The 25,232-nt window shown below is 37.3% G+C and carries 27 protein-coding genes and 1 pseudogene; 20 read left to right on the top strand and 8 right to left on the bottom strand.

Going from position 1 to position 25,232, the window contains the following annotated elements:
• Positions 1–1,290: 1,290 nt before the first annotated feature.
• A complete protein-coding gene (locus ACIQXR_RS18385; RefSeq protein ID WP_402875340.1) occupies positions 1,291–1,668 on the bottom strand; it encodes a PH domain-containing protein in 378 nt (125 codons plus the stop codon).
• A 370-nt stretch (positions 1,669–2,038) separates the two neighbouring features.
• Here ACIQXR_RS18385 and ACIQXR_RS18380 point away from each other — a divergent pair, with 370 nt between their 5' ends.
• Complete coding sequence (locus tag ACIQXR_RS18380; protein WP_402875342.1) at positions 2,039–2,305, top strand: CotD family spore coat protein; 267 nt, start codon at positions 2,039–2,041, stop codon at positions 2,303–2,305.
• A 253-nt stretch (positions 2,306–2,558) separates the two neighbouring features.
• Positions 2,559–3,251 (top strand): annotated as a pseudogene (locus tag ACIQXR_RS18375) (N-acetylmuramoyl-L-alanine amidase).
• Positions 3,252–3,477: 226 nt separating this feature from the next.
• On the opposite strand, the gene ACIQXR_RS18370 reads toward ACIQXR_RS18375, so the two are convergent.
• Positions 3,478–3,753, bottom strand: a complete 276-nt coding sequence (locus tag ACIQXR_RS18370; RefSeq protein WP_402875344.1) for a YqhV family protein — start codon at positions 3,751–3,753, stop codon at positions 3,478–3,480.
• Positions 3,754–4,119: 366 nt separating this feature from the next.
• Here ACIQXR_RS18370 and ACIQXR_RS18365 point away from each other — a divergent pair, with 366 nt between their 5' ends.
• Positions 4,120–4,728, top strand: a complete 609-nt coding sequence (locus ACIQXR_RS18365) for a VanZ family protein (RefSeq protein WP_402875346.1) — start codon at positions 4,120–4,122, stop codon at positions 4,726–4,728.
• Between the two features lie 92 nt (positions 4,729–4,820).
• On the opposite strand, the gene ACIQXR_RS18360 is transcribed toward ACIQXR_RS18365, so the two are convergent.
• Positions 4,821–6,314, bottom strand: a complete 1,494-nt coding sequence (locus ACIQXR_RS18360) for a peptide MFS transporter (RefSeq protein WP_402875348.1) — start codon at positions 6,312–6,314, stop codon at positions 4,821–4,823.
• Between the two features lie 753 nt (positions 6,315–7,067).
• On the opposite strand from ACIQXR_RS18360, the gene ACIQXR_RS18355 reads away from it, so the two are divergent.
• Entirely contained in the window at positions 7,068–7,304 is a 237-nt protein-coding gene (locus tag ACIQXR_RS18355) for a GlsB/YeaQ/YmgE family stress response membrane protein (protein ID WP_402875429.1), read from the top strand.
• A gap of 171 nt (positions 7,305–7,475) precedes the next feature.
• Here ACIQXR_RS18355 and ACIQXR_RS18350 read toward each other — a convergent pair whose 3' ends face one another.
• Positions 7,476–7,763 (bottom strand): hypothetical protein, encoded by a 288-nt coding sequence (locus ACIQXR_RS18350; RefSeq protein ID WP_402875350.1) that lies wholly within the window; start codon positions 7,761–7,763, stop codon positions 7,476–7,478.
• Between the two features lie 192 nt (positions 7,764–7,955).
• The gene (gene lexA, locus ACIQXR_RS18345; RefSeq protein WP_402875352.1) at positions 7,956–8,579 is read right to left on the bottom strand and encodes a transcriptional repressor LexA; all 624 of its coding nucleotides are present in this window, start codon (positions 8,577–8,579) and stop codon (positions 7,956–7,958) included.
• 159 nt (positions 8,580–8,738) lie between these two features.
• Between lexA and yneA the strand changes: the two genes are divergently transcribed.
• From yneA to ACIQXR_RS18315, 6 genes are all read left to right on the top strand, one after another.
• The gene (gene yneA / locus ACIQXR_RS18340; protein ID WP_402875354.1) at positions 8,739–9,050 is read left to right on the top strand and encodes a cell division suppressor protein YneA; all 312 of its coding nucleotides are present in this window, start codon (positions 8,739–8,741) and stop codon (positions 9,048–9,050) included.
• A gap of 12 nt (positions 9,051–9,062) precedes the next feature.
• Positions 9,063–9,719, top strand: coding sequence for a YneB family resolvase-like protein (locus ACIQXR_RS18335; protein WP_402875356.1), 657 nt, complete (start codon positions 9,063–9,065; stop codon positions 9,717–9,719).
• Positions 9,720–9,783: 64 nt separating this feature from the next.
• Entirely contained in the window at positions 9,784–10,017 is a 234-nt protein-coding gene (locus ACIQXR_RS18330) for a DUF896 domain-containing protein (protein ID WP_402875358.1), read from the top strand.
• Positions 10,018–10,248: 231 nt separating this feature from the next.
• Positions 10,249–12,255, top strand: a complete 2,007-nt coding sequence (gene tkt, locus ACIQXR_RS18325) for a transketolase (protein WP_402875359.1) — start codon at positions 10,249–10,251, stop codon at positions 12,253–12,255.
• A 272-nt stretch (positions 12,256–12,527) separates the two neighbouring features.
• The gene (gene sirA / locus ACIQXR_RS18320; RefSeq protein ID WP_403080539.1) at positions 12,528–12,968 is read left to right on the top strand and encodes a sporulation inhibitor of replication protein SirA; all 441 of its coding nucleotides are present in this window, start codon (positions 12,528–12,530) and stop codon (positions 12,966–12,968) included.
• A gap of 84 nt (positions 12,969–13,052) precedes the next feature.
• Complete coding sequence (locus ACIQXR_RS18315) at positions 13,053–13,268, top strand: YneF family protein (protein ID WP_402875361.1); 216 nt, start codon at positions 13,053–13,055, stop codon at positions 13,266–13,268.
• Positions 13,269–13,600: 332 nt separating this feature from the next.
• Here the strand turns inward: ACIQXR_RS18315 and ACIQXR_RS18310 are convergent, their stop codons facing one another.
• The gene (locus ACIQXR_RS18310) at positions 13,601–14,335 is read right to left on the bottom strand and encodes a glucose 1-dehydrogenase (RefSeq protein WP_402875363.1); all 735 of its coding nucleotides are present in this window, start codon (positions 14,333–14,335) and stop codon (positions 13,601–13,603) included.
• A 111-nt stretch (positions 14,336–14,446) separates the two neighbouring features.
• Between ACIQXR_RS18310 and ACIQXR_RS18305 the strand changes: the two genes are divergently transcribed.
• Positions 14,447–15,082 carry a TetR/AcrR family transcriptional regulator gene (locus tag ACIQXR_RS18305; protein WP_402875365.1) on the top strand — a complete coding sequence of 212 codons (636 nt, stop codon included), beginning with the start codon at positions 14,447–14,449 and terminating at the stop codon, positions 15,080–15,082.
• Positions 15,083–15,181: 99 nt separating this feature from the next.
• Here ACIQXR_RS18305 and ACIQXR_RS18300 read toward each other — a convergent pair whose 3' ends face one another.
• Together ACIQXR_RS18300 and ACIQXR_RS18295 are read right to left on the bottom strand one after the other, a co-directional pair.
• Positions 15,182–15,919, bottom strand: coding sequence for a polysaccharide deacetylase family protein (locus ACIQXR_RS18300; protein WP_402875431.1), 738 nt, complete (start codon positions 15,917–15,919; stop codon positions 15,182–15,184).
• Between the two features lie 176 nt (positions 15,920–16,095).
• The gene (locus ACIQXR_RS18295; RefSeq protein ID WP_402875367.1) at positions 16,096–16,263 is read right to left on the bottom strand and encodes a Spo0E family sporulation regulatory protein-aspartic acid phosphatase; all 168 of its coding nucleotides are present in this window, start codon (positions 16,261–16,263) and stop codon (positions 16,096–16,098) included.
• A gap of 240 nt (positions 16,264–16,503) precedes the next feature.
• On the opposite strand from ACIQXR_RS18295, the gene ACIQXR_RS18290 reads away from it, so the two are divergent.
• The 9 genes from ACIQXR_RS18290 to ACIQXR_RS18250 all read left to right on the top strand — a co-directional run bounded on the left by ACIQXR_RS18290 (position 16,504) and on the right by ACIQXR_RS18250 (position 25,198).
• Entirely contained in the window at positions 16,504–17,211 is a 708-nt protein-coding gene (locus ACIQXR_RS18290) for a cytochrome c biogenesis CcdA family protein (RefSeq protein WP_402875369.1), read from the top strand.
• A gap of 190 nt (positions 17,212–17,401) precedes the next feature.
• Complete coding sequence (locus ACIQXR_RS18285; RefSeq protein WP_402875372.1) at positions 17,402–17,761, top strand: response regulator; 360 nt, start codon at positions 17,402–17,404, stop codon at positions 17,759–17,761.
• 113 nt (positions 17,762–17,874) lie between these two features.
• Positions 17,875–18,351 (top strand): CcdC family protein, encoded by a 477-nt coding sequence (locus tag ACIQXR_RS18280; RefSeq protein WP_402875374.1) that lies wholly within the window; start codon positions 17,875–17,877, stop codon positions 18,349–18,351.
• A gap of 175 nt (positions 18,352–18,526) precedes the next feature.
• Complete coding sequence (locus ACIQXR_RS18275) at positions 18,527–19,579, top strand: YeeE/YedE thiosulfate transporter family protein (protein ID WP_402875376.1); 1,053 nt, start codon at positions 18,527–18,529, stop codon at positions 19,577–19,579.
• 33 nt (positions 19,580–19,612) lie between these two features.
• Positions 19,613–19,840, top strand: a complete 228-nt coding sequence (locus tag ACIQXR_RS18270) for a sulfurtransferase TusA family protein (protein ID WP_402875378.1) — start codon at positions 19,613–19,615, stop codon at positions 19,838–19,840.
• A gap of 122 nt (positions 19,841–19,962) precedes the next feature.
• Positions 19,963–20,268 (top strand): DUF3219 family protein, encoded by a 306-nt coding sequence (locus ACIQXR_RS18265; RefSeq protein ID WP_402875380.1) that lies wholly within the window; start codon positions 19,963–19,965, stop codon positions 20,266–20,268.
• An 84-nt stretch (positions 20,269–20,352) separates the two neighbouring features.
• Entirely contained in the window at positions 20,353–20,781 is a 429-nt protein-coding gene (locus ACIQXR_RS18260) for a DUF2621 domain-containing protein (RefSeq protein WP_402875382.1), read from the top strand.
• 140 nt (positions 20,782–20,921) lie between these two features.
• On the top strand, positions 20,922–22,067 hold the full coding sequence (locus tag ACIQXR_RS18255) for an exonuclease SbcCD subunit D (RefSeq protein WP_403080537.1): 1,146 nt from the start codon (positions 20,922–20,924) through the stop codon (positions 22,065–22,067).
• Positions 22,064–25,198, top strand: coding sequence for an AAA family ATPase (locus tag ACIQXR_RS18250; protein ID WP_402875386.1), 3,135 nt, complete (start codon positions 22,064–22,066; stop codon positions 25,196–25,198). Before ACIQXR_RS18255 ends, ACIQXR_RS18250 begins: the two co-directional genes overlap by 4 nt.
• Positions 25,199–25,232: the final 34 nt, after the last annotated feature.

The raw sequence follows: 25,232 nt of genomic DNA, 5'->3' as shown, positions 1-25,232 counted from the left end.
TTACTATTAAATAAAATATATTTGACACTGCATAATAAGGGTATAGAAGAATTTTGTTTAGATAGTGGATATACAAGTGCACAAAAAATCTGGAAAATGAAATATGGAGATCCTGATTATTTCTTAGAGAATTATTGGGCGAAGGCTATCATCACATGATTTGGAGACTAATAGTCGATGATTTATTAAAATAACCTATCTCCTTTTATTGTTTTCTTTTCAGTATTTTATGGAACTTTTATTAGACTAAATAAGCTATAAGAAGCTGTTTGGTTATTCCATAAAAGGGCGCTTTAATGGCACAACTGAATTTCTACTTTATCTGACGGGCTTTATTTTATTTATATTAACTTTGATACTTTCTAAGTATGTTTCAAACGACTTCTTATAAAGTAAAGTTAAAATTAAGTGTCATCGTGAATTAAAAAGGTCAAGTAAGTTTAGGATGAAAGGGATTGTATGAATAAATCACATTTCACTTTACTTTTATTGTTATAATTACCTATATAGATAATAAAAAGGAAGTGAGCTCAAATGGATAATGCTAAGTACATAGAAGTGGTTTTTGAGAATTGTGAATCAATTATCATTCCAACAGAGCGTGTTTTAGGTCTAACATATGCTGAACTAACACCTAAAGGATGATCATGCATTAGAAAATTCTTATCATAGCAGCCGTATAGATTTAGAAATTTCATATACGCACCAAACAGAACTTGAATACTCCCCAACGGATAATGATGATCTTCTTGGTGCATATATTAATAATCCTACAAGTAATAAGGTGGAAGACAGACCTAATATTCTAGGGCGATTATTTAATTACCATGACATTATGTATATCCAACTATTAGATACAAATGAAAAGCCCCTAAAAAATATTTATGTACCTTGGTACAAAGAGGATCAAGATGATAATCGCTATATGAAGATACTTAAAGAAGAAGGCTCATTTACAATTGAAATTAAACCTGAATAGATATGTAAGCAATTTGTTCTAGATGCTATACAATAAGTAATGATTTACGTGCATATATTACTTATTGTATACATCATAATGAATAAATTACATATTATATCCGAAAAAACCGTTTTTTTAACGGGAGGTGCAAAGGGTGAACAAGCATCAGCTCAGAGAGACCAGGACTGTATACAGTTCGGCAATATTCTACTGGTCATCATCTGAAAGCCGGTGTTAATTTCAATGATATTAAATTTAACTTTCTTCCATATAAGAATCCCCAAAACAAGCCTATGTTCTTTCAACTATGATAATCAATATTCGTTGAATTACCCACAGACTGCAGCTAATAATTTTTGAATATCATAAACACTTTTATCTTTTTTGAATTGTTTTGATACAGCTGGTGTTTGTGCACCTGAAATCCATATTTTTAATTCTGCGTCTAAATCAAAGTGTCCAGCAGTTTCTACGCTGAAATGGGAAATGCTTTTAAAAGGTATGGAATGGTATTCTACCTTTTTGCCAGTAATTCCTTGCTTATCCACTAATATAAGGCGTTTGTCTGTAAATACAATCAAATCTCTTATTAATTTAAACGCAGCATCTACATCCTCACCATTCGCTAGAATCTGTTCTAGTTCTTTTATTGCTTCATCTTTACTTATCGTTGAAGCATTACCGATTAATCCATCTAAGAATCCCATGCTATTTCCTCCTTAAAACTTGGTTTTACTCTAAAATTCCGTGTTTAATTTTTGACTTATATTTAAAATAGGTAAAAAAACCTAAATAAATAGTAGCACTATTGAATTAGTATTGTAAGCGGGTAATTTTGGTCATTTTATCTTTAATTGGCAGTGCTGTTGAGGGGAACCGTATAACTTCCTTTATTCTTGTATTACTTTGATTATAAATACAAATGATCTATTTTTGACTAGTAATGACTCATTCAGTGGTTTCATTTATATTATCCTGACCAATATAAAAATTAGTGTATTCGTTTAGTACAAGTTACCACCTTACATCATAAGCTACACTGTAAGTACTAAAACTAACTAAAGGTGGGATTTTATAATGAGTTGTAATTGTAGGAAGTGCCGTGAACAAAGGGAAGAAGTGATTACTAGCCCAACTGAAACGGTTGTTAATACCAGAGTGAATCGACGGGTAGTGAAGCATATACACCCTACTGAAGTTATCAATGTAAATAGAACCATTGTTAGAAATGAACATTATTATCCTGTAAGGGAACGGGAAGTATATGAAACAGTGGAAGAAAACTTAGACTGCGGAAGCAATGTTAATAACTCTAATCGTTGCAGACCGTTTTGGAATAGATAATTAACATGTAGGGCACTCATCAGACATGAGTGCCTTTTCTTTTTAAGAAGTAGTCAGTTTCAAAGAGTAGAACATACTTTTATGTAATAATCATTTGAATTTAAAAGAATATATGCTGTACTGTCATTCTAATAAGGGCCATCCCTGTATTATGCAGTTCTTTAGTCGTGTATCACTGCTTTGAGGGTAATCAAATGACATATGTACAAGCATTTATAGGGGACATACATAGAATTAATAGGAGGTGATAATTATGGTGAAAATATATATTGATCCAGGTCATGGGGGGGAAGATTCAGGCACTATATGAAATGGATTGAAAGAAAAAAATCTTACATTAAAAATTGCTAAAAAAATCAGGGAGTTTCTTGCACGGTATAAGAATGTATCGACAAAGATGAGTCGTACAGGAGATACGTATCCGTCCTTATCGGCACGGACAAACGAAGCAAATGCTTGGGAAGCTGATTTCTTTTTGTCCGTCCATATTAATGCCGGTGGTGGACAAGGATATGAAGATTATATTTATACATCCACTAATCAGGTTACTAAAAAGTACCAGGATAATATCCACGCTGAAATTCTGAAACTTGTGGATTTGAAAGATCGTGGGCAAAGAACGGGAAATTTACATGTGCTTCGGGAATCCACTATGCCTGCTTTATTGACTGAAAATGGCTTCATCGATAATGTTTCTGATGCCTCTAAGTTGAAAAAGAGTGCTTGTATTGAAAATTTGGCTCAAGGACATGTCAATGGAATCGTTAAATCATTCAATTTGAAAAGGAAAGAGGAGGTACCAAGTAACACTCACACGATTGTAAAGGGTGATACCCTTTATAGCATTGCCATAAAATATGGAACAAGTGTGTCTAAACTTTTAGCTCTGAACCCTAAGGTTAAACCCAATTACCTTGAAATCGGTCAAAAACTGCGAGTGAAATGATAGCTCTGGATGGTGAATGAAACATTATCAAGTACTTCGAGATACCACACTACACACCATATCTAATCCCTTCTCTTATTGAGATTAAAGAAGTTGATTAAGTGAATTGTAGAAATGGCTGTCATATATGTAGATAATCTGAAAATATCGTTGGTGAAATCAAAAAGGTGCCAAAATGTTTTATCATGGGCAATCCCATTTATTGAGAATGGTTGTTTTATGCTTATTATTCGCTTTTTATTCCAATAAATATAATGGTCACTCCTATAAAGATGCATGAAACTTTAAAGAGGGAAAGCTTTTCGGTCATCCCGAATAAACCAACAGCTGTTGTACTAATAAGTATTATAGGTCCAACGAGTGCGAGGGAACTATTCACAACCAACGCTTTTTCGATATCATTAAGTCTTAACATGAGTATAGCTGCGAATATTTCTATACTTCCCGAAAGCAAACGAAGTAAACCCATTATAAGAACGGCTTTTTCAAAAACTATAAACATGATTTTCCCCTCCGAACTTTTGTGCACGTTTATCTTATGAATCTATTTTAAAAAATAGGACAACTTTATCCTATCCCGGTGGTCGTTCCATTTGAAAATACCCATCGTTATGGACTTTATGAAGGGGGTCAGGTGGAAGTCAGGTGACACGGTATCTTTCTTGGCTAAACAGTACGATAGCCGATAGATACCAATATATATATATATAATAAAAGTCGGTCAGAAATTACGTGTTAAGGAGTATGTCAACGGAGAGAAAAAGTAGGAAATCTTATGAGTGTTGTACCAAGCGCTATATCTTTCATATTGACGGTATGTCCTCAATAGCCTAGGATGTAATGGTATTCGTTAGAAGGAGGGCCCCATATGACTTATAAAACGCTATTGCTTACGCTTCTGTTCTCACAGGGGTTATTCTTCGGTGGTCTACCTATTTTTCTTCAACTCCTATTCTATTTGAACCCTTGGGTGATCATGGTTGCATGGGTTTGTATTGTAGTCTCTGTGTTGATGATCGTCTTATTGGTCAGGGGGGAAACAATAAAACTACCCCGATTGTATTGGCAGGTAGCGATAAGTGGTTATAGTTTCTCTTTGCTAGTTTTACTTTTCTTCCGACCTGAGGGGCAGGAATATTCATATAACATTATCCCGTTTTCTACAATCAGCACTTATTTAACTGGTGATTCGAATTGGCTTGTTTCTTTTTATAATCTAGGTGCAAATGTAGGATTATTCATTCCATTTGGACTTTACCTGCTATCCAGAAAAGGAAAAAAGATGACCGGTATTCCAAAGTTTTTTATTCCCTTTTTCTCAATCTCAATCATAGAAATATGCCAGTATGTTTTTCAAAGAGGAAGTTTGGATATAGATGATCTTATTTTGAACCTTATTGGGGTATATTTGGGATATTTGTTGTATCGTTGGTTCGTGAAAGTGATAGATATTATCCCCGCAAAGCGGAGTACATAATGAAAATCCGTTAGGGTTCAGTAACATACAGTGTTGACGAAAAACAAAAAAAGCCAGCTTGTCCATGATAGGAGAAGCTGGCTTTACATTTGTTAACGTAAGCCTTTCATAAAGCCTTGAATCTTTGGTGATATTGCCAATAGGATAAATCCTAAAATCAATGAAGTGATTCCGATAGCCCCGAAATAGACCATTTCCGTGTCCGCAGAGTAAAATCTTACAATTTGAGCATTTAATGCTTGTGCTGCTGCATTGGCTAAGAACCATAAACTCATCATTTGTGCTGAGAACGCAGATGGAGCAAGTTTAGTGGTTGCTGACATACCAACAGGTGACAAGCAAAGCTCTCCAATTACTACAAGGAAATAACTAAGTACAAGCCATAATGGGCTAACTAATGAACCGGCTCCTCCAAAATAAGAGGGAACCAAAATTACTAGGAATGATAAACCAGCAAAGAATAGGCCAATCGAAAACTTTTGGGGTATAGTTGGCTGACGTTTCCCTAATTTAACCCATAACCATGCGAATAAAGGTGCTAAAGTAATGATGAACAATGGATTTAAAGATTGGAACCATGCTGGTGAAATGTGAAAACCGGCAAATTCTAACTGTGTCCGTTTATCAGCATAATTTGCTAAAATAGTTGAGCCTTGTTCTTGAATGGCCCAAAACATAACAGCTGCTATAAATAAAGGGATATAGGCTAGTAAACGTGAACGCTCAACAGATGTTGTTTTCGGACTACGGTACATCACAATAAAATACATAGTAGGAATTAGAATTCCAAGGATACCAACAAGCCCGATGAAGCTATTAAGTGTTAAGAGACCATTTGAGATAGCGATTGCACAAATGATGACAATAATTAAAATAGCTAGCCCGATCTTAGTATAAACAGATTTCTTTTCATTTGATGCCAAAGGATTGACAGGAGCTATTCCAGCAAGTCCAAGATTTTTTTTCTTTGTAGCCATGAAGACGATTAATCCAATAAACATACCAACGGCTGCAATGCCGAATCCAAGGTGGAAATTGTACTTCATTCCAACTGTTCCGACAATAAGCGGAGCAATGAATGCACCCGTGTTTATTCCCATGTAGAATATGCTGAAACCAGAATCTCGACGGTTATCGTCTTCTGCATATAGCTCCCCAACAATACTAGATACATTAGGTTTTAAAAGACCTGTACCTATAACGATTAGTATCATGGAAACGAAGAACATGGAAATGCTGCCCGGTATCGCAAGTGCAATATGACCAAGCATAATCAATATACCGCCGTAAAAAACGGCTTTCGATGTTCCGAAAATCCTATCGGCAAACCAGCCACCAATAATTCCGGACATATATACTAAGGATCCATAGATGGATACAATGGCTAGAGATGTTTTTTCATCAAGACCTAATCCACCTTTAGATACCTCATAATACATATAGTATACAAGAATGGCCTTCATACCATAATAGGAGAAGCGCTCCCAAAACTCCGTGAAGAAAAGAGTGAATAGTCCTTTAGGGTTTCCGAAAAAACCTTTTTGAGGAATGCTATCCAAAATTTTCTGTTTATTTATTGATGACATACATTCTCCTCCTTTTATTATTGTATAATAACTTTTCTTAGAGCTCTTGTAAAGAATATTTAGTGTATTTTAATAATAGTTCTTAATAACCTGTGTTTATTTTCCATTTTAGTAAAATGCAGGACTATCGAAATAGTATAATTAGGTAAGAAGGTATATATTAGAGCCCTTTAATCACTTTGGATTGAAAACGCACCGTTCATTTGATATATAATCCATTAAGTAAATGATTTGGGGTTTCGAATTGCAAGAACCTTCAACAAGTTATGAAAATCCAATTTTAAATGGTTGTGTAGAAAAAATGATGATGAATAAAGGTTGAAATATTAAAAAAGTATGGTAGGAAATAGTGTAAATAATTGAAAATAGGAATATTGTCATATCGACAAAGGAAGCCAAAATACTTATTCTAGTATAGAAAGCAATTTAATTGTTTTCTTTTTTACCATGTGGTGCCGCCAGATAATTGCAGTTATCTGGCGGCATTTATTATTATAACCAAATAATAATTTTCAACCATTCTTACTGGATGGTTTTCTTTGTGGTAGGGAGAACGGAAGATCAAACACTAAAGGCCACCCTTTTTAGGGCGGCCTTTTATAGTACCTATATAGGTAGAAGTATATAAGCAGCCGATAAGTTTATTGCCTGAGGAGCTTAAAGTGATTTTCATTAGTCACAAGTCTGTTCTATTAATAAAAAAATTTCATAAATTTTAGAGAAAGGAGGTGGTTATTTTTGGAGCTAATTTGGATGTTAATTGTTGGTGGAATAATTGGATGGCTGGGAAGCCTGATTTTAGGAAGGGATATGCCGGGTGGAATTATTGGAAATATCATTGCTGGATTTGTTGGAGCATGGCTTGGTACTGCAATTTTAGGGCCAATCGGACCTGAAACAGAAGGGTTTTACATTGTGCCTGCGTTACTGGGTGCCATAATTGTAGTGTTCATTGTATCCATTATCATGAGAAATACAAGATGGAGGTAGAAAGCAGAGGGTACACGATTGAATAAATTTTCCAGAATCACGTGTAGATGGTTTAGAGAAAGCTGATCTATATGTGTCCATTATTGCTTGAAAATGCTGTTCAACAATACTGGACAGTTTTTTTGCGTAAAAAAATAGAGGTTTTCGATCGAAGGATCCATCAGTGTTTACTCAATCCGAATGATTATCAGAGTTCCTAAAGGATACGAAAGCTGTTTTAAGTGCGGCGTAATTACCGATACTGGCGTATCCGTAAAACCATCCCATAAAAATCCCGGTAGTCAAGTGATGCCGATGGCTTATGAATATAGAAATGATTAAACCAAGACATAAAGCAATAGTGGGTACGTAACTTCGGGGGATAGGAAAGAGAAACTTTATAATTTGGGTCAAAATCATGATAGTTGGGATAGCCATTACAGCATCCCAAAAATTCGTATGTATCGTCGGAAAATCCATAGTAACACCACTTTCAAAAAGAAATGTCTATTGAACTAATTTCACCGGATATAAAAGAATTATACCTTGTTTATTTGACTTGGTTTGTTATTCAATGCTCTCTAGTAAAATATTATAATATTGCTTCTGTCATATACATAGGATGAAATACATAGACTTAAAACAAATAAAAAAAGCGCAATTTGTGCGCTTTTAGTGAATTTGCCTATATAGCCCGATCACTCTTCCAAGAATGGTTACATCTCTTAGAATGATAGGTTCCATATTGGAGTTTTCTGGCTGAAGCCGTATGTAATCCGGTTCCTTAAAGAATCGTTTAACGGTGGCTTCATCATCTTCCGTCATGGCCACGACGATATCTCCGTTATTGGCATTGCTTTGTTGTTTTACAATGACATAATCTCCATCATGAATTCCCGCTTCAATCATACTTTCACCCATAATTTCAAGCATGAACACATGATCATCATGTGGAACCATACTTTCAGGAAGAGGGAAGTATTCCTCTATGTTCTCGATGGCAGTTATCGGCATACCTGCGGTTACTTTTCCGAGAAGTGGTACGTTAACTACGTTTGTTTTTGGAATGTTATTAGATTCTTCTATATTTAAAATCTCAATGGCCCTTGGTTTAGTCGGGTCGCGTCTGATTAAGCCTTTGCTTTCCAAACGAGATAAATGTCCATGTACAGTCGAACTTGATGCAAGTCCCACAGCTTCGCCAATCTCTCTAACGGAAGGTGGATAACCTTTTTGACGAACTTCATCTTTTATGAAATCAAGAATATCCTGCTGCCGTTTTGATAGTTTAGTCATATACGCACCTCTTCTCTATAATTCTTTGCTATATTATAGCATGGCTCCACATGCTATACAAACATAAGTTCGAATTTGGTTGTTGACTGAAACAAACGTTCGTATTATAATTCAATCATCAACCAAAAACGAACGTACATTCGCTATGGAGGGATATTAATGAAGACATTTTGCAAAAATAATATTTATACGATTCTATTAGCAGGATTTGTATTTATCTTGTCTATTTTATTCTCTTTCACATTAGATAGTAATCAAAATAAGGATTTCCTTTCGATTGAAATTAACGAAGGTGATACTATATGGGAGATTTCAGAAGAATATGGTCAAACCGAATTGACAAAAAAAGAATTCATTGGTTGGATAGAAGAGTATAACGGTGTAAGGGCGGATACTATTAAGGCAGGTCAAATCATTGTCATACCAGTTGAAAGTGAAAAAGTAGTCCAAAGTTTGGCTAGTAAGCAGTAAAGGTAGGTTCATATGAAAGCAGTCATCTATTGTCGGGTAAGTACAGAAAAAGAAACACAGGAAACCTCGCTAGCTAGGCAGGAAGAGGAATTAGTGAAGTTAGCAGAACATAATGACATGGAAGTCGTTTCAATAATAAGAGAGCAGGCAAGTGGTTACGAACTGAACCGTGACGGGATATTTGACATGCTTGATCTTTTTAAGACAAAAGAAGCGGATGTTCTCTTGATTCAAGATGAAACTAGGTTGGGAAGAGGAAATGCTAAAATTGCCTTGTTTCATGTTGTACTTAAAGAAGGAGTGAAGATTTTCACACTTTCTCATGATGGTGAATTAGAGTTATCGGACTCTGATGCCATGGTTATCCAAATTGTTGGTATTGTAGAAGAATATCAACGTAAACTACATAACCTGAAAATTAAACGTGGTATGCTTAGGGCCGTTGAAAATGGCTACCGGCCCCAGAAAAACCTGAAGAACCAAAGAAACTCCACTGGCAGGGATCGTAAAGAAGTACCCATAGAAGAAATTGTGAAACTGCGTTCGAATGGATTAACTTTTGCGGAGATTGCGGCAACACTGAGAGGCTTTGGCTATGAAGTGTCAAAAGCAACGGTACACCGCAGATTCTTGGAATACCAGCAAGGTACACCGAAGAATCAATCATAGAACTTGTAATTTCACTTTTTTTTTAATACCATGTCAATATCCGTATATATAAAGGAGAAAAATTATGCTATCAAAAGAAAAAATGGCCCGTATCAATGAACTTTCTAAAAAAGCTAAGGGAGAGGGCTTAACTGTAGAAGAGGCAAAAGAGCAAACTTCCTTACGAAGTGAGTATTTGGAGACATTTAGACGTTCAATGGCTGATACGCTAGAAAATGTTAAAGTTATCGATCCGGAAGGTAATGATGTCACACCTCAAAAAATAAAAAATATTAAAGAAAAAAAAGGTTTACATTAACCAATAAGGACTGATGATGGCCCCATCATTAGGATTACTCATGAGGAATGTAAAGTGAAAAAAGAGAATGCATCGATGTATGTATTCTCTTTTTTGGTTTAACCTAACCTTGGTGAATCCTTAATTAGTAGAAAATTGAATTAGCTGTGCAAGAAAAGGTTATTTTAGTTGTGATATTAAGTTAGTCAATATAATATAAAGAGGTACACTACAGGAAGGGATGTTTTACACATGTTAGATAAATTAGATGCACTTTCTATTAATACAATTCGTACATTATCGATCGATGCAATTGAAAAGGCTAATTCAGGTCATCCAGGCATGCCTATGGGTGCAGCTCCCATGGCATATAAGCTGTGGACTGATTATATGAATCATAACCCGAAAAATCCTGATTGGTTTAATAGAGACCGTTTTGTTTTATCGGCAGGACATGGTTCCATGCTATTATACAGTCTCCTGCATTTATCAGGTTACGGCTTGACAATGGATGACTTAAAGGGTTTCCGTCAATGGGGAAGTAAAACTCCTGGGCATCCTGAATACGGACATACTGCTGGAGTAGATGCCACTACTGGACCACTTGGCCAAGGGATTGCAATGGCTGTAGGTATGGCAATGGCAGAACGTCACTTGGCTGAAAGCTACAATCGTGATTCTTATAATGTGGTTGATCATTATACATATAGTATTTGTGGGGATGGAGACTTAATGGAAGGCGTTTCAGCTGAAGCTGCTTCTTTAGCAGGCCATCTTCAACTAGGAAGACTTGTCGTTTTATATGATTCAAACGATATTTCTCTTGACGGAGATCTTAGCCAATCATTCAGTGAAAGTGTAGCAGACCGTTTTAAATCATACGGCTGGCAGTATCTGAGAGTGGAGGACGGCAACGATTTACAACAAATCGCAAAAGCCATTGAAGAAGCAAAGACTGATGAAGCTCGTCCAACTTTAATCGAAGTGAAGACAGTGATTGGTTATGGTTCTCCTAACCGCTCTGGTAAGTCTGCAGCTCACGGTGCTCCCCTTGGTGCTGATGAAATGAAGTTGACAAAAGAAGCTTACAAATGGACATTCGAAGAAGACTTTTATGTTCCGGATGAAGTATATGCACACTTTAATGAAGCTTGTGTAGAAGCTGGAAATAAAAAAGAACAAGAATGGAATGAACTATTTAATAAATATAAAGAAGCGTACCCTGAGCTCGCAGAACAGCTGGAGCTTTCTATAAAAGGTGAACTACCTGCAGACTGGGATCAAGAAATTCCAGTTTATGAAGAAGGCAAGACATTGGCTTCGCGTGCTTCCAGTGGAGAAGTATTGAATGCATTAGCGAAAAAACTACCTAGCCTTATTGGAGGTTCAGCCGATTTAGCAGGTTCAAATAATACATCCATCAAAGGTGCTACAGATCTATTGCCTGGAAATTATAGTGGACGTAATATATGGTTTGGTGTACGTGAATTCGCTATGGGAGCAGCATTGAACGGGATGACGCTACATGGTGGCATCAAGGTTTACGGTGGAACATTCTTCGTATTCTCTGATTATCTACGTCCATCCATCCGAATGGCTGCCTTAATGGGACTTCCTGTAACATATGTATTCACTCACGACAGTATCGCTGTTGGTGAAGACGGACCGACACATGAGCCTATCGAACAATTAGCCTCATTACGTGCCATGCCTAATCTTGGTGTGATTCGTCCAGCTGATGGTAATGAAGTTGCAGCAGCTTGGAAGGTCGCTATTGAGTCTAAGGATAAACCAACGGCTCTTGTGTTAACACGCCAAGGTTTACCAACAATCAAAAACACATCAGAAACTGCTTATGAAGGTGTGGTAAAAGGTGCTTATGTGATATCAGACGCTAAAAAAGAAGTAGCGGATGCATTGCTACTGGCTACTGGTTCTGAAGTTCATCTAGCTGTCGAAGCACAGCAAGCATTGTCGGAGGAAGGAATTGAAGTTTCCGTTATCAGCATGCCATCGTGGGATCGTTTTGAAACTCAATCCAAGGATTACAAACAAAGTGTAATCAACCCGGCTGTCAAAAAACGTCTGGCTATCGAAATGGCTTCACCTTTTGGCTGGGACCGTTATACAGGGGATGAAGGTGAAATTTTAGCCATTAATCATTTTGGCGCTTCAGCTCCAGGCGGTAAAATTATGAAAGAATTCGGCTTTACCGTTGAAAATGTAGTAGCTCGTGTGAAAGAGATGCTTGTTAAATAATTGAGTAAGACATGACTGACACCTATTTATGAGGTGTCAGTTTTTCTTATATATCAGTAAATGAGGACTTATTTAAAAAAATCCCATTCGACAAAAAAAGATGAAAATTTCTCCAGCAAACAACATATCTTGTTGTTTTGTCAAGATATAATAAGAATAATTAATTATCGATTAAATGTGTCAAATGGGTAAAGGTTTATAAAGGTTCATGGCAAAAGCCATTACGTTTTAATATCTGTTCATAAATTGAGATCCTAGGGAGGTATAGGCTAATGAGAACCTATCAGATTTTTTTGATTGAAGATGAATTCGCCCATCATTATTATGGTAGGGAAAAGCTTTTCTTCAATTTGTTTTTGGAGTATATTCAAGCAAAGGGTGGACTAAGGAGTATTTTGCAAAAACAAATCGAATATGTCACCAAGACAGTTCCCGTAATCCAATTGCAGGTTGTTATTGAACAGCGGTTAAAGAAAAAGATGAATTTTTGGTCGCAAAACGGTAAATACTATTTAGAAAAAACAAGTGGAACAAGCAAGGCGGCCTTAACTATTGAGGGTGAATCCATAATACTTAAATCTGAGGGTGACGTTGAAGCGGAGACTGCTTTCTTTGAATGTATTCGCAAATGCGAACCAGGTTTTCTAGCCATTGATTTTGAACATGAAAAGTATGGTTGGTTAAAACCGATTAAAGAAAGAAAATTTGTCTAAATGGGGGACTTTTCGCTAGCGGGTATTGTATAATAATATTTGGTCTAGTACACTGATGTTAGACAACATGAAGGAGGAAATAGTATGTGGGTTTACATTCTAGTTGGCGTACTAGCATTGATTTTGGGAATAGTGCTAGGATTTTTCATCGCTCGTAAATACATGATGGATTACTTAAAGAAAAATCCGCCAATTAACGAACAAATGTTGAAAATGATGATGATGCAAATGGGTATGAAACCGTCCCAAAAGAAAATTAATCAAATGATGAGTGCTATGAATAAACAACAAACCAAATAAATAGCATGAAAATCGCTATGCACTAATTTTTAATCGATTGATTATGGCTATTATAGGATGAGCAAATCATAAAATGCATTACAGAGTAATCTTTCATCATAAATTTTTGTTTGCTTTATCTTTCATCACGATCCGAAACCTCTTTCTCTGACGAAATCTACCAGAGAAGGGGGTTTTTGCGTGAGGGGACCAGGCCCATATAAAAATTGATTATTAAGTGTACAGAAAGGAAAGACGTGATAGATAGGAATCCCATTCATAATGGGCGTTAAATGTAAAAACAGGTTGCCCCAAGATAAAAGGGGCAACCTGTGTGTATGTGTCATTTTATATTATTGTGCAGTTAATCCGCCGTCAATTACGAATTCAGCTCCTGTAGAATAGCTGGATTCTTCGGAAGCTAGGAAAAGAACGAGATTGGAGACTTCTTCTGGCTGTGCCACGCGTTTAAGAGGAATATGTTTGGCAAATTCTTTGATGACTTCGACAGCATCGCCTTGGGTTACCATCGGTGTTTCAATCACACCTGGGTGTACTGAATTCACTCGGATTCCATAACGTGAAAAATCAATGGCGGCTGCTTTTGTCATTCCGCGAACGGCAAATTTTGTATCCGTATAACCAATCGCACCAGCCACTAACCCGTTCATTGAAGAAATATTGACGATTGATCCGTTTTCAGTTTTCTTCATGGATGAAACAACGGTTTTCATTCCTAAAAATACAGATACTTGGTTAATTTTGACGATTTTAAGGTACTGATCCAAGGTAGTATCTTCAATGGAGTTATTAAGGCTTATTCCTGCATTGTTTACTAGAATGTTTACTGGGCCAAATGTGTTTTCAGTCTCGCTAACTACAGTCTGCCAATCGGATTCGCTAGAAACGTCTTGTTTAATAAATATGGCGTTTTCGCCTAGTTCTTTCGCAAGAGCTGCTCCGGCTTCTTCATTTAAGTCGGTTAAAACAACTTTTGCGCCTTCTTCAATAAATTTACGCGCATGAGTCGCACCCATGCCGGCTGCTGCGCCAGTGATAATTGCTACTTTATTTAATAATCTTTCCATAAATAACACCTCATTATTATTTTTTTGATAGTCGAACTATCATTTTATGCATTTTTATTTTATACTATTTAACAGAATATATCAAGCAATAGGAGAAAGGACCGATGAATCGTGAGTTCAAATACTAGAGAAAAAAATAAAAAGCATCGGACAGAACAAATAATCCTTGCAGCGGAGGAATTATTTTCAGAAAAAGGATTATATGATGTACAAATGCAAGATGTCGCTACAAAGGCAAATGTCGGTATAGCCACCTTATTTCGTTACTTTCCTAAAAAAGAAAATTTAATCGTTGAGGTTGCTGTATTCATTTTAAGTAATTTCCAAGACGACCTAAAAAAGATTGCCGATTCAGAAAAGAACGCATACGAAAAATTTGAAGAGTTATTCGAATATTTTTTAGAGATCGCGAATGGACCAGCTAGAAAAGTCACCTTATTTCGTGAGGCTTTTGAAAGCTATTCCTCATATAAAAACGAGCCTCTAGAAAATATTGATTCCTATATCGACATACAAAAAGAGTTATCGCGTGAAATTTTCAAAATCATAAAGCAAGGGGTTGAAGATGACTCTCTCCGTTCTGATATAAATATGGAGCTAGCCCTTCAAACAATAACTAATTGTTTTAGCATATTTTCAACGAGAATCACTTTGCATGAAAAGGTAGCTATACCATCTTCGGGTATTACCCCCATTGACCAACAACAGTTTTTAAAAGAGATGTTCCTCCACTATATAAGGGCTTAAATTGGTTGAAACACCCTAACTGATACTGGGATGACATATCGATTTGATTGAGTGGCCTATTACTAGTGTTGACCGAATAAATAAAACGTATTATATTTCCTATTTCAATGGGAAAACCCTGAAAAATTCAGGTAAGGTAAGGTTTGAACGATACAATAATTCGGATACGGTTACACATTCATAACCATTTTTATAAAGATAAGCTAGTGTTGTTTCTAAAGCACGAACTGTTTGGGGGCGGTCACTCCAATCATGGAGTAAAATGATATCTCCGGGTCGCAAGGATTTAATGATGTGGTTTGATATTTTATTGGCTGGAGGCCTAGCCCAGTCTTTTGGGTCCTGATGCCAAGACCAGAGTACCACTTTAAATCCTTTATTAACCGCAGTATTGATGATTGTATCATTATGGAAACCACCTACAGGACGATAAAGAGAGGGTTTATATCGTGCAAGGTCCCATATAATCTTATCCGTATCATCTAATTCCGATGATAGTTTATGAGCAGTTATATTCCTATCATATGGATGAGTATAAGTATGGTTGGCAATTTCATGACCTTCCTTAATCTCTCTTTTTAAAACATCTGGGTAGCTCTTCACTTTATTACCCGCTACGAAAAAAGTAGCTTTTGCATTATATTTTGCTAAAAGATCCAGGATCTGAGGAGTATAGTCTGGATGGGGCCCATCATCAAATGTAATGGCAACGATTTTTTCTTGAGTATTCACTTCCCAAATAACATTTCCTGTTTTTTCGTAAACTGCTCTGCTGTCTGTTGCTGCCTGGGACTCGTTATACGAGGCAGGAAACAAAATACTGAGGGATAGGGCAATAAATAAAGTTTTCACAATAGTTTCCTCCAGGAAATACGGTTATACATTTTATTATGTGGAGTTTGTCTTTATTTATTAATGATTAGAAATGAGAAGATGAGAGGTAAGCAATAAGTGTACGTCATTGAGGAATGAGGATGAATATACGTCATATAATGAAACCAATATCACTTTAGTCAAGTACCCGTTTTATAATGTTTTTCATGATAGATGTTTAGTAATTGGTCAAGCTGTTGACTAAGTTCGATGGCAAGATGTGAACTTAGCCCATTTCGTTCCACTATAGTAATAAGTTCACTTCGTTTTAATTCTATTTGTTCAAGACATTCATTACTTTTTAACATAGCTATTCCTTTCTTAATCCGAATGCATTGGCGTTTTTTTAGATTTGTTGTAAAATATGTATGAATATAACAATTATAAAGCCTTGATGAATTGATATCAAATAAGTTTTGATTTAAGGGTAGAGGATCATTTTAATTAGCTTTTTCAGGTTGTCACGAAAAATTATCAATTCCAAAAATGTATTTTTTTATCTAATTTGATACAATGTTTATAGGTTGTCTTACATAGGAGTGGAAGTCTTGGATGAAATTAATATTTTCTTAGCATTTGGAGCTGGATTTTTGAGCTTTATTTCTCCATGCTGCTTGCCGTTATATCCTGCTTTTTTATCATACATCACAGGTATGAGCGTGGGAGAAATCAAGTCGGATAATACTATGCTGCAAAAAAGAAGCATGTTGCATACGTTGTTCTTTTTGCTAGGTTTCTCGTTGGTATTTATAGCGCTAGGATTCGGTACTACATATTTAGGTTCTTTCTTTTCGGATTATAAAGAGTTAATTCGTCAAATTGGTGCCATCTTAATAGTCCTTTTTGGGTTATTCATAGTGGGAATCTTCCAACCGAAGTCCTTAATGAAGGATAGCCGGTTTGAATTTAAGAACAGGCCTGGTGGTTACTTGGGATCGATTCTTATTGGTCTTGCTTTTGCAGCTGGGTGGACGCCATGTGCCGGTCCCCTTTTAGGAACTGTCATGACGCTAGGGGTAACAAATCCTAGTGCCGCTATGAACTATATGATTGCTTATGTATTAGGATTTGCCATCCCATTTTTTGTTTTATCCTTTTTTGTAGGGAAATTAAAATGGATAAAAACCTACAGTCAGTACATTATGAAAATTGGTGGTTATTTAATGATTGTTATGGGGATTATCTTATTTTTTGATTGGATGACTAAAATCATTGCCGTTTTAACTACACTATTCGGTGGGTTTATTGGATTTTAGTACATTTTCATGTAAAAAAATATATTTTTTGAATTGTATAGGCTTTTTATTGAGTCTTTGATCCCCTTTTTTTATGCCTTTAGTTATAAAATTCGTTGATTTTAGGACTTAAGTTAGATATTCTAGGAATATATAACTTTGAATATCTTTTATTTGTTCTGCTTGTTGTTTGAAATGAGGAGGAGCGGCTATGGCCCAATTATTAGTAGTTGATGATGCTAAATTTATGAGAATGACACTTTCAAATATATTGACTAAAGCAGGCCATGAAGTGGTTGGTGAAGGTGAAAATGGAAAAGAGGCGATTGAACTATATCGAAGACTGAATCCCGATTTAGTCATAATGGATATAACAATGCCGATAATGAGCGGGCTTGATGCAGTTAAGGAAATAAAAAAGGAGTTTTCCTCTGCAATGGTTATTATGTGCTCAGCTATGGGGCAGCAAAAAATGGTTGTGGAAGCCATTGAGGCTGGAGCAAAGGACTTTATTGTAAAGCCTTTTGATGAGAATCGAGTCTTGGATGCCGTTAATAGGGTATTGGATTAAATACTCGCCTTGTTAATCTGATTTAGGTACTATATACTTTGTTTAAGGTTATAATTATTATATAGTTTTCTTAGTGTGTACCTACTTACTATTAGCTAAAAAGGATGAGTTAAATGATATATATAACAACAGGAATGGCTATTTTGATGGCTTTAGTTGTTTTTAAGTTGCGTATGAAGGAAACGGAAAGACCGGTGAATGCGAAAAAGATTATTCTACCGCCTCTTTTCATGAGCACAGGAGCTTTGATGTTTCTTTTTCCGATGTTTCAAGTAACACGTTCTGAACTTTTAGAAGCTCTTATAGCTGGTATGTTATTTTCTATCTTATTAATCAAGACTTCGAAATTCGAAGTGCGTGATGAACAAATATATATCCAGCGTTCCAAAGCATTTATTTTTATTTTAATCGGTATTATGGTAATACGTTTGGTAGCTAAATTGATTTTGGGAAGCACGATTGAAATTGGAGTGCTTGGTGGGATGTTTTTCCTTCTTGCTTTCGGTATGATTGTTCCTTGGCGAGTTGTGATGCTTTACCAATATAAAAAAGTCAAAGCAGCTTCTTTTAGTGAAGGTAAGATGATTTGACTTTTACCCAGTGAAAACCGCATGTTGACACATGTGGTTTTTTTTGTTTGGTAAAAACACTTAGTTGTTCTATTCAAAATTAGGTTAGAGGAGAAATTCATTAAAAATCATAGTAATTTCATGCGAATTATATTATATTAATATTATTGTTGTTTACTTAAGGGGGAAACGGTTTATGTTACAAATGATTGTGTTAGGGATTATTTGTGGTTTACTACTAGGATTTGTGCTTCAAAGAGGCCGTTTCTGTGTTGTTGGTGCATATCGTGATTTGCTTATAGCGAAAGACGGGCGAATGTTTTTAGCTACGTTCATTGTCATTGCGATACAAAGCGTTGGTGTGTATGCACTACGGGATACAGGAGTCATTCAATTTGGTAATGATGGTTTTCCTTGGTTAGGAACCATCCTCGGAGGCTTTATATTCGGTATCGGGATGGTTCTTGCAGGAGGCTGTGCGACAGGAACATGGTACCGGGCAGGAGAGGGTATGATTGGTAGTTGGGTCGCGCTCTTCGGTTATATGCTTGGAGCTGCGATGACGAAGTACGGCGTGTGGAAAGCTACAGGGGATCATCTGGTTTCTTATCGTACGAGTGATACGTATATTCATGAAACGTTGAATGTGTCACCTTGGTTATTGGTCATTGTTTTGATAATCATAGTTGGTATCTTGGTCATCAGGGAATTTAAAAAGCCTAAACTTCCTATGTTCAAGATGAAACCGAAAAAAACTGGATTGGCTCATATTTTATTTGAAAAACGCTGGCATCCCTTTGTCACTGCCTTATTGGTAGGACTTATTGCCATCGTGGCTTGGCCTTTAAGTGCGATGACCGGGCGAATGTTCGGTTTAGGGATTACTACACCTTCTGCGAATATTTTAACGTTCCTTATCACAGGAGATGACGCGCTCATCGATTGGGGTACATTTTTAGTATTGGGCATTTTCTTGGGTGCTTTCATTGCAGCGAAAGGCAGCGGGGAATTCCGTTGGAGACTGCCTGATATGAAAACATTGCGTAATAATGCTTTTGGTGGAGTGATTATGGGATTTGGCGCGAGTATCGCCGGCGGGTGTACCATAGGTAATGGACTGGTTAACTCAGCATTATTTGCGTGGCAAGGCTGGGTCGCGATTGTCTTTTTCTTATTAGGAACATGGGTAGCGGCTTATTTCACTATCATCCGTAAGCAAAAGAGTTCAAGCGCATCAAAGGCTGCCTGAGTTTTATCACATTAATTAGAGGAGTGGAGTTAAATGGTAAAGGTATTAGAGACATCAGGAATGGTTTGTCCATTTCCATTAGTAGAAGCAAAAGAAGCAATTGCAGGTATGACAAAAGGGGAAGAATTGATCATCAATTTCGATTGCACTCAAGCAACGGAAAGTATCCCTCGCTGGGCTGCAACGGAAGGTCATGAAATTACGGAATTTGAACAAGTCGATGACGCTCAATGGCGTATAATCGTTAAAAAAGGAAATTAATAAAAAATGTGCCAGGGTTTCCCTGAGCACGTTTTTTTCTATTTTGAAGCTAAATCGTTGGCGTTAAGCAGTTGGAGTGGTAACATAACTTTAATCTAATATACTAAGGAGTTGTTAATGAGATGGTTGATGAAGTTGTATTGAATGATGTTTCGCTGCAGGTCACAAATTTTCATGCCGATTCTATAAAGAACCCTGAAAGCGGAGAACTTAGAAAGGTTAGTTTTGATTTTAAAGTAACGAGCGAGGAGTATCATGATATCACAACGCTGCTCTATCAAATGATTTTTGATTTAAAGATTCCTGAGACAAGAGAAGAATACCGGGCAGAAATCTTCAACTATTCAACATCGCTTACGAATTTATATGAAGAAAATGCTGTGGGAGACTTTTCCCTTACGTTAATCGAAGTAGATTCTCAAGATTGATTCCATTACCAGCCTTGTAAAGAAATGGGTTACTGTCTATAATAATGGTAACGATAAATTAATTTATACATATGAGGTGGTTCTTTGCTAGGAGGCTGGTTTTTATGGTTTATCCTTTTTTGGGTAGTCCTTTTAGTAACGTTGATGAGCATTGGTGGCTTTTTCATGTTTCGGAAGTTCTTAAAGAGATTCCCGAAAGAAGACGGGAAATCAGATATGGATTGGGAAGAGTATTACTTGGAACAAACGAACCACTTATGGTCACAACAGCAAAAGGATTTACTTGAAGATTTAGTAAGCCCTGTACCTGAACTTTTTCGTGATGTGGCCCGTCATAAAATCGCTGGTAAAATCGGTGAATTGGCTTTGAAGGAAAAGGCGCCGAATATAACAGAAGATTTGGTGATTCGTGGGTATATCATTGCCACACCCAAACGAGATCATAAGTTTTTACAAAAAAAGTTGACGGAACGACAAGTGAATATGGATCCCTATCAGCATTTATTTAGCTGAAGGCAGGGTGGGCATACTCTTTAGAGTGTGCCTTTTTTATTATGGATTGTGGTAATAATTAGAACGTTTGTACTCTATCAAGGCTTTCTTTTTAATATTTGATATAATAGTAGTAAGAAAAACGAGGACGGAGTGAAACGATGAAATTTATCCATACGGCCGATTGGCATTTAGGGAAAATTGTTCACGGGGTCCATATGACGGATGACCAACGTCATGCCCTGCTACAATTTATTGAGATAATCGAAGAGGAAAAACCCGATGCGGTGGTCATTGCCGGTGATCTTTATGACCGTTCCGTACCACCGACTGAGGCGGTTGAGCTACTTGATGAGATTCTTTATACGATCAATGTAAAAATGAAAATCCCCATTGTGGCCATATCAGGGAACCACGATTCGGCTGAAAGGTTATCATTTGGCTCATCATGGTACCGCCATAGCCAGTTATACATTCACGGGAAACTGACAAAAACATGTGAACCAGTCCATATCAAGGGTGTTAATTTTTACTGTGTTCCTTATGCAGAACCAGGGACGGTTCGTCACGTTTTCGAGGATGAAAGCATCCATTCCCATCAAGAGGCGATGAGAAGGATAACAGGGGCTATAGAGGAAACGCTTAATCCAAACGAGCCGAATGTATTGGTGGGACACGCTTTTGTAGTGGGTGGTAAAACGAGCGATTCAGAACGGGTTCTGTCAGTGGGTGGATCTGGTTGTGTGACAGCCGATTTATTTGATGCGTTCGATTATACGGCACTTGGGCATTTACATAGCCCGGATGCAATTCGACATCCAAAGGTTTATTACTCCGGATCGCTTTTAAAGTATTCATTTTCTGAGGCTAAACAAAATAAGTCGCTATCCATCGTTGAAATGAGAGAAGATGGTAACTTTGATATTCGCTATCGGTCCCTGACCCCTAAGTATGATATGAGGGAGATTTCAGGCACGATGGAAGAATTACTTGACGTTACTTTTTATCAAAATCAAAAAGTAGACGATTATTTGAAGATTACCTTGAATGACGAGGGATCGCTCATCGATCCCATTAACCGATTGCGTCAAGTTTACCCGAATGTGCTTCACCTGGAACGGAAATGGGATCTGACCGATTTGAGACGAAAAAAATCATATTCCTCCGTAAAAGATGAAAGGAAGTCTGAAATAGACTTGTTTGAGACGTTTTATCAGGAGATGACAGATAGAGAGTTCGATTCTCAAAAGCAGGAACTGATGGTTTCTGTCATTGAAGCTGTCAAGAAAGAGGAGGCTTTGAAATGAGACCTCATATTTTGACGATGCAAGCATTCGGTCCATATGCGGGTAAGGAAATCATTGATTTTAATACACTGGGAGAACGGACCATGTTTGTCATTTCAGGAAAGACCGGTGCCGGGAAAACGACCATTTTTGATGGGATTAGCTTTGCTATATATGGGAAAGCGAGCGGTGAAGACCGTAGTGGACAAGATTTACGAAGTCAATTTGCCGAGGACGACGTCTTGACGGAGGTTTCATTGCAATTCACTCTCCGTGGAAAAACATATTTGGTTACCCGATCTCCACAGCAGGAACGAAAGAAGAAATCAGGAGAGGGTACCACAACCGTTAGCGCGAAAGCGGAACTATATGAATTGGTACAAGGCGAGGGGAGAAAGTTACTGGGAGCCAATGTACGCGAGGTTGAAGAGAAAATCAAAGTACTCATTGGGTTGGATGCGAACCAGTTTAGGCAAATCCTGATGATTCCGCAAAATGAATTCCGTAAACTATTAACATCTGATAGTAAAGATAAGGAACAGATTTTGCAAAAGTTATTCCATACCGAATTATATAAGAGAATAGAAGAAAGATTAAAAGAGGAAGCATCACTTCTTAAGAAACAAAGTGAAAAAAGCGCACAGCGTCGCATTGAATTAATGAAGGGCATCAAACCGGGTGATCATGTGGAGCTTCAATCTTTATTGGAAGCAGCTGAACCAAATGAACAACAAATTCTTCCTTTGCTTCATTCGGTGATATCAACGGCTACAGAAAAGCATCAACATTTAGGTGAGCTTCTAAAGGAAAAGCAGAATGCCCGTGATCAGGTCAACCAAGAGCTATCCAAAGCGGCCGATTTATTGAATAGATTTGCTGAGAAAGACAGATTACAAAATGAAAAAGCAGACTTAGAAAACAGGCGCCCGGAAATTATGGAGTTAAAAGAACAAATGAAAATGGCTCATAAAGCGGCCTCGCTAGAAAAACAAGAGCAATATTACTTGCGAATCGGTAAACAGGTAAAAGAGGTGACGTCTGAACTTCAAAATTTAACCAAGCAGGCCGAACTATTGTTAGAGGAGCGCCTGAAGAAACAGGAAGTTTATGAGCAAGAGCTGGCAAAGGAAGAGAATCGAGAACAGGCGTTACGGAATGTACATCAGCTTGAACAGGTGAAAGAAGCCGTTTTGAATTATTCAAGTCTTAGAGAACAGGTTACTTTAGATGAAACAGAGTGGAAGAAAAGTAAGCAACTCCGTGAACATAATGTTTCAGAGCTTGCTAGAATCGAAACGGACATGGAGAAAATCAGCCTTGAAAAGGCGGAAGCCGAAAAAGTGGCGATCTTTTATGGAGAGAAAGAAAGGGAGTTTGAAAAAAATCAACAGCTTCTTTCAAAACTTAGAAAGCTACAAGCTGTTTATTCAGAATGTGAAAGCATGATGGATGTCTTGGAAAATAAAAAGTCTACATTTCAAATGATGCTCGATCATCATCTCCAGGAAAAAGAAAAACTAGAGGTAATCAATCAAAACTGGCGTGCCGGTCAGGCTGGTATGCTAGCATCCATGCTTCATGATGGTGAAAACTGTCCCGTCTGTGGTTCGATTGATCACCCTGAGCCTGCACACTTGCATAAGAATATGCCATCGGATGTAGAATTGAAACAGCAGGAAAATATAGTGAAAATGGCCGATAAACAAAAAAGTCAGGCTGAAAGTGAATTTTACCAGGCAGAATCGAAATTACAGGCACTCACAGACACCAAGAATGAAAGATTCACAGATTTACAAAATGACGTTCCGGAGTTCGCTTCCGAGCTTATCGACGAATACTTGAAGTCATATGAGGAAAAAGGAAGAGAGTTACAAAAGCATTTACAATCATTAATGGATAAGAAGGATGCAGGAAGCGAATTGGAGAAACGATTGATTGCCTTAAAAGAGAAGGGTACTCAATTGAAAGAGAACTTGGCATCTTTAGAGAAAATGGAAGATACTACAAAGACCAGGTTTATTGAGAATTCAACAAAGCTTACAGGCCTAACGAATTCCCTACCAGAAGGAATTCGTACTGAAGTAGAATATGCAAGGGCATTTGAATTGGCAGTCAGAAGGCAGAAGCAGTTACAAAAATCATTGGAAGAGGCACAAAAAGCCCTTCAATTGGTCAAAGAAAAAGAATCGGGCATCCATGCGAAAAAGGAATCGTTCGCAGGAAATATAGATGCATTGAAGCTTGAATTAAATCAAGAGCGTGAAAAGCTGGTTGTGGAAATGTCCAACCAAGGATTTGCTACTTATAAGGAATATACTGCAGCCAAAAGGACTGAAGAAGTGCTTGAATCTATGGAAAAACAAGTACAATTATACGAACAAAATTGGCAAAGTGTGATTAGCTTGTTTCATGATCTGGAAATGAAGTTAAAAGATGTACCAAAACCGGACTTGGAGGGGTTAAGAAAGACCTTTGCATTCATTGACGGTGAATTGGAAAAGTTGCGACACACACAGAATGAACTACAGGCTGAACAAAGGAATAACCAGGAAATCGAGCGGAAATTGGCATATATTAGAGAAGAGCAGAAAAGCCTGGATGAAAAATATAGCATCGTTGGGCATCTTTCAGAGATTTCAAAAGGCCAAAATTCATTCCGAATTACGTTTGAACGGTATGTTTTGGCTGCCTTTTTAGATGATATTCTAAAAGAAGCCAATCTGAGACTGTTAAAGATGACAAGCGGTCGTTATCAGCTATTGCGAAAGCTTGACCCAACTCGCAGGAATATTCAAAGTGGGTTGGAGCTGTCAGTATATGACCAATATACCGGACAGGAAAGGCATGTCAAAACGCTTTCTGGCGGAGAGAGTTTTAAAGCCTCGCTTGCCCTTGCTCTTGGGCTTGCAGATATTGTCCAGCAGAATGCAGGAGGAATTTCCCTGGAAACGATGTTCATAGATGAAGGTTTCGGTACTCTCGATCCTGAATCACTGGATCATGCCATTGAAGCATTAATGGATATCCAGAGTAGTGGACGGTTAGTCGGCATCATTTCCCATGTTCCTGAATTGAAGGAACGAATCGATGCACAGCTTCAAGTCACATCCACTCAAAATGGAAGCACCACAACATTTAATTTTGCTGGCTAATAAAAAAGAATGGCTCTGGAAGCAAGTAGCTTCT

Origin of the sequence: Peribacillus sp. NPDC097224 (assembly GCF_044761985.1) — a bacterium.
In the GTDB taxonomy this organism is placed as follows: domain Bacteria; phylum Bacillota; class Bacilli; order Bacillales; family DSM-1321; genus Peribacillus.
The sequence above is the reverse complement of the archived record's forward strand: the minus strand, read 5'-3'. Positions and strand labels throughout refer to the sequence as shown.

What these genes read in the sequence shown, in the direction of transcription:
- ACIQXR_RS18385 (WP_402875340.1), bottom strand. Translation starts at nt 1,668, where the DNA reads ATGGGATTCTTAGATGGATTAATCGGTAATGCTTCAACGATAAGTAAA.
- ACIQXR_RS18380 (WP_402875342.1), top strand. Translation starts at nt 2,039, where the DNA reads ATGAGTTGTAATTGTAGGAAGTGCCGTGAACAAAGGGAAGAAGTGATT.
- ACIQXR_RS18370 (WP_402875344.1), bottom strand. Translation starts at nt 3,753, where the DNA reads ATGTTTATAGTTTTTGAAAAAGCCGTTCTTATAATGGGTTTACTTCGT.
- ACIQXR_RS18365 (WP_402875346.1), top strand. Translation starts at nt 4,120, where the DNA reads ATGACTTATAAAACGCTATTGCTTACGCTTCTGTTCTCACAGGGGTTA.
- ACIQXR_RS18360 (WP_402875348.1), bottom strand. Translation starts at nt 6,314, where the DNA reads ATGTCATCAATAAATAAACAGAAAATTTTGGATAGCATTCCTCAAAAA.
- ACIQXR_RS18355 (WP_402875429.1), top strand. Translation starts at nt 7,068, where the DNA reads ATGTTAATTGTTGGTGGAATAATTGGATGGCTGGGAAGCCTGATTTTA.
- ACIQXR_RS18350 (WP_402875350.1), bottom strand. Translation starts at nt 7,763, where the DNA reads ATGGATTTTCCGACGATACATACGAATTTTTGGGATGCTGTAATGGCT.
- lexA (WP_402875352.1), bottom strand. Translation starts at nt 8,579, where the DNA reads ATGACTAAACTATCAAAACGGCAGCAGGATATTCTTGATTTCATAAAA.
- yneA (WP_402875354.1), top strand. Translation starts at nt 8,739, where the DNA reads ATGAAGACATTTTGCAAAAATAATATTTATACGATTCTATTAGCAGGA.
- ACIQXR_RS18335 (WP_402875356.1), top strand. Translation starts at nt 9,063, where the DNA reads ATGAAAGCAGTCATCTATTGTCGGGTAAGTACAGAAAAAGAAACACAG.
- ACIQXR_RS18330 (WP_402875358.1), top strand. Translation starts at nt 9,784, where the DNA reads ATGCTATCAAAAGAAAAAATGGCCCGTATCAATGAACTTTCTAAAAAA.
- tkt (WP_402875359.1), top strand. Translation starts at nt 10,249, where the DNA reads ATGTTAGATAAATTAGATGCACTTTCTATTAATACAATTCGTACATTA.
- sirA (WP_403080539.1), top strand. Translation starts at nt 12,528, where the DNA reads ATGAGAACCTATCAGATTTTTTTGATTGAAGATGAATTCGCCCATCAT.
- ACIQXR_RS18315 (WP_402875361.1), top strand. Translation starts at nt 13,053, where the DNA reads ATGTGGGTTTACATTCTAGTTGGCGTACTAGCATTGATTTTGGGAATA.
- ACIQXR_RS18310 (WP_402875363.1), bottom strand. Translation starts at nt 14,335, where the DNA reads ATGGAAAGATTATTAAATAAAGTAGCAATTATCACTGGCGCAGCAGCC.
- ACIQXR_RS18295 (WP_402875367.1), bottom strand. Translation starts at nt 16,263, where the DNA reads ATGTTAAAAAGTAATGAATGTCTTGAACAAATAGAATTAAAACGAAGT.
- ACIQXR_RS18285 (WP_402875372.1), top strand. Translation starts at nt 17,402, where the DNA reads ATGGCCCAATTATTAGTAGTTGATGATGCTAAATTTATGAGAATGACA.
- ACIQXR_RS18280 (WP_402875374.1), top strand. Translation starts at nt 17,875, where the DNA reads ATGATATATATAACAACAGGAATGGCTATTTTGATGGCTTTAGTTGTT.
- ACIQXR_RS18275 (WP_402875376.1), top strand. Translation starts at nt 18,527, where the DNA reads ATGTTACAAATGATTGTGTTAGGGATTATTTGTGGTTTACTACTAGGA.
- ACIQXR_RS18270 (WP_402875378.1), top strand. Translation starts at nt 19,613, where the DNA reads ATGGTAAAGGTATTAGAGACATCAGGAATGGTTTGTCCATTTCCATTA.
- ACIQXR_RS18265 (WP_402875380.1), top strand. Translation starts at nt 19,963, where the DNA reads ATGGTTGATGAAGTTGTATTGAATGATGTTTCGCTGCAGGTCACAAAT.
- ACIQXR_RS18255 (WP_403080537.1), top strand. Translation starts at nt 20,922, where the DNA reads ATGAAATTTATCCATACGGCCGATTGGCATTTAGGGAAAATTGTTCAC.
- ACIQXR_RS18250 (WP_402875386.1), top strand. Translation starts at nt 22,064, where the DNA reads ATGAGACCTCATATTTTGACGATGCAAGCATTCGGTCCATATGCGGGT.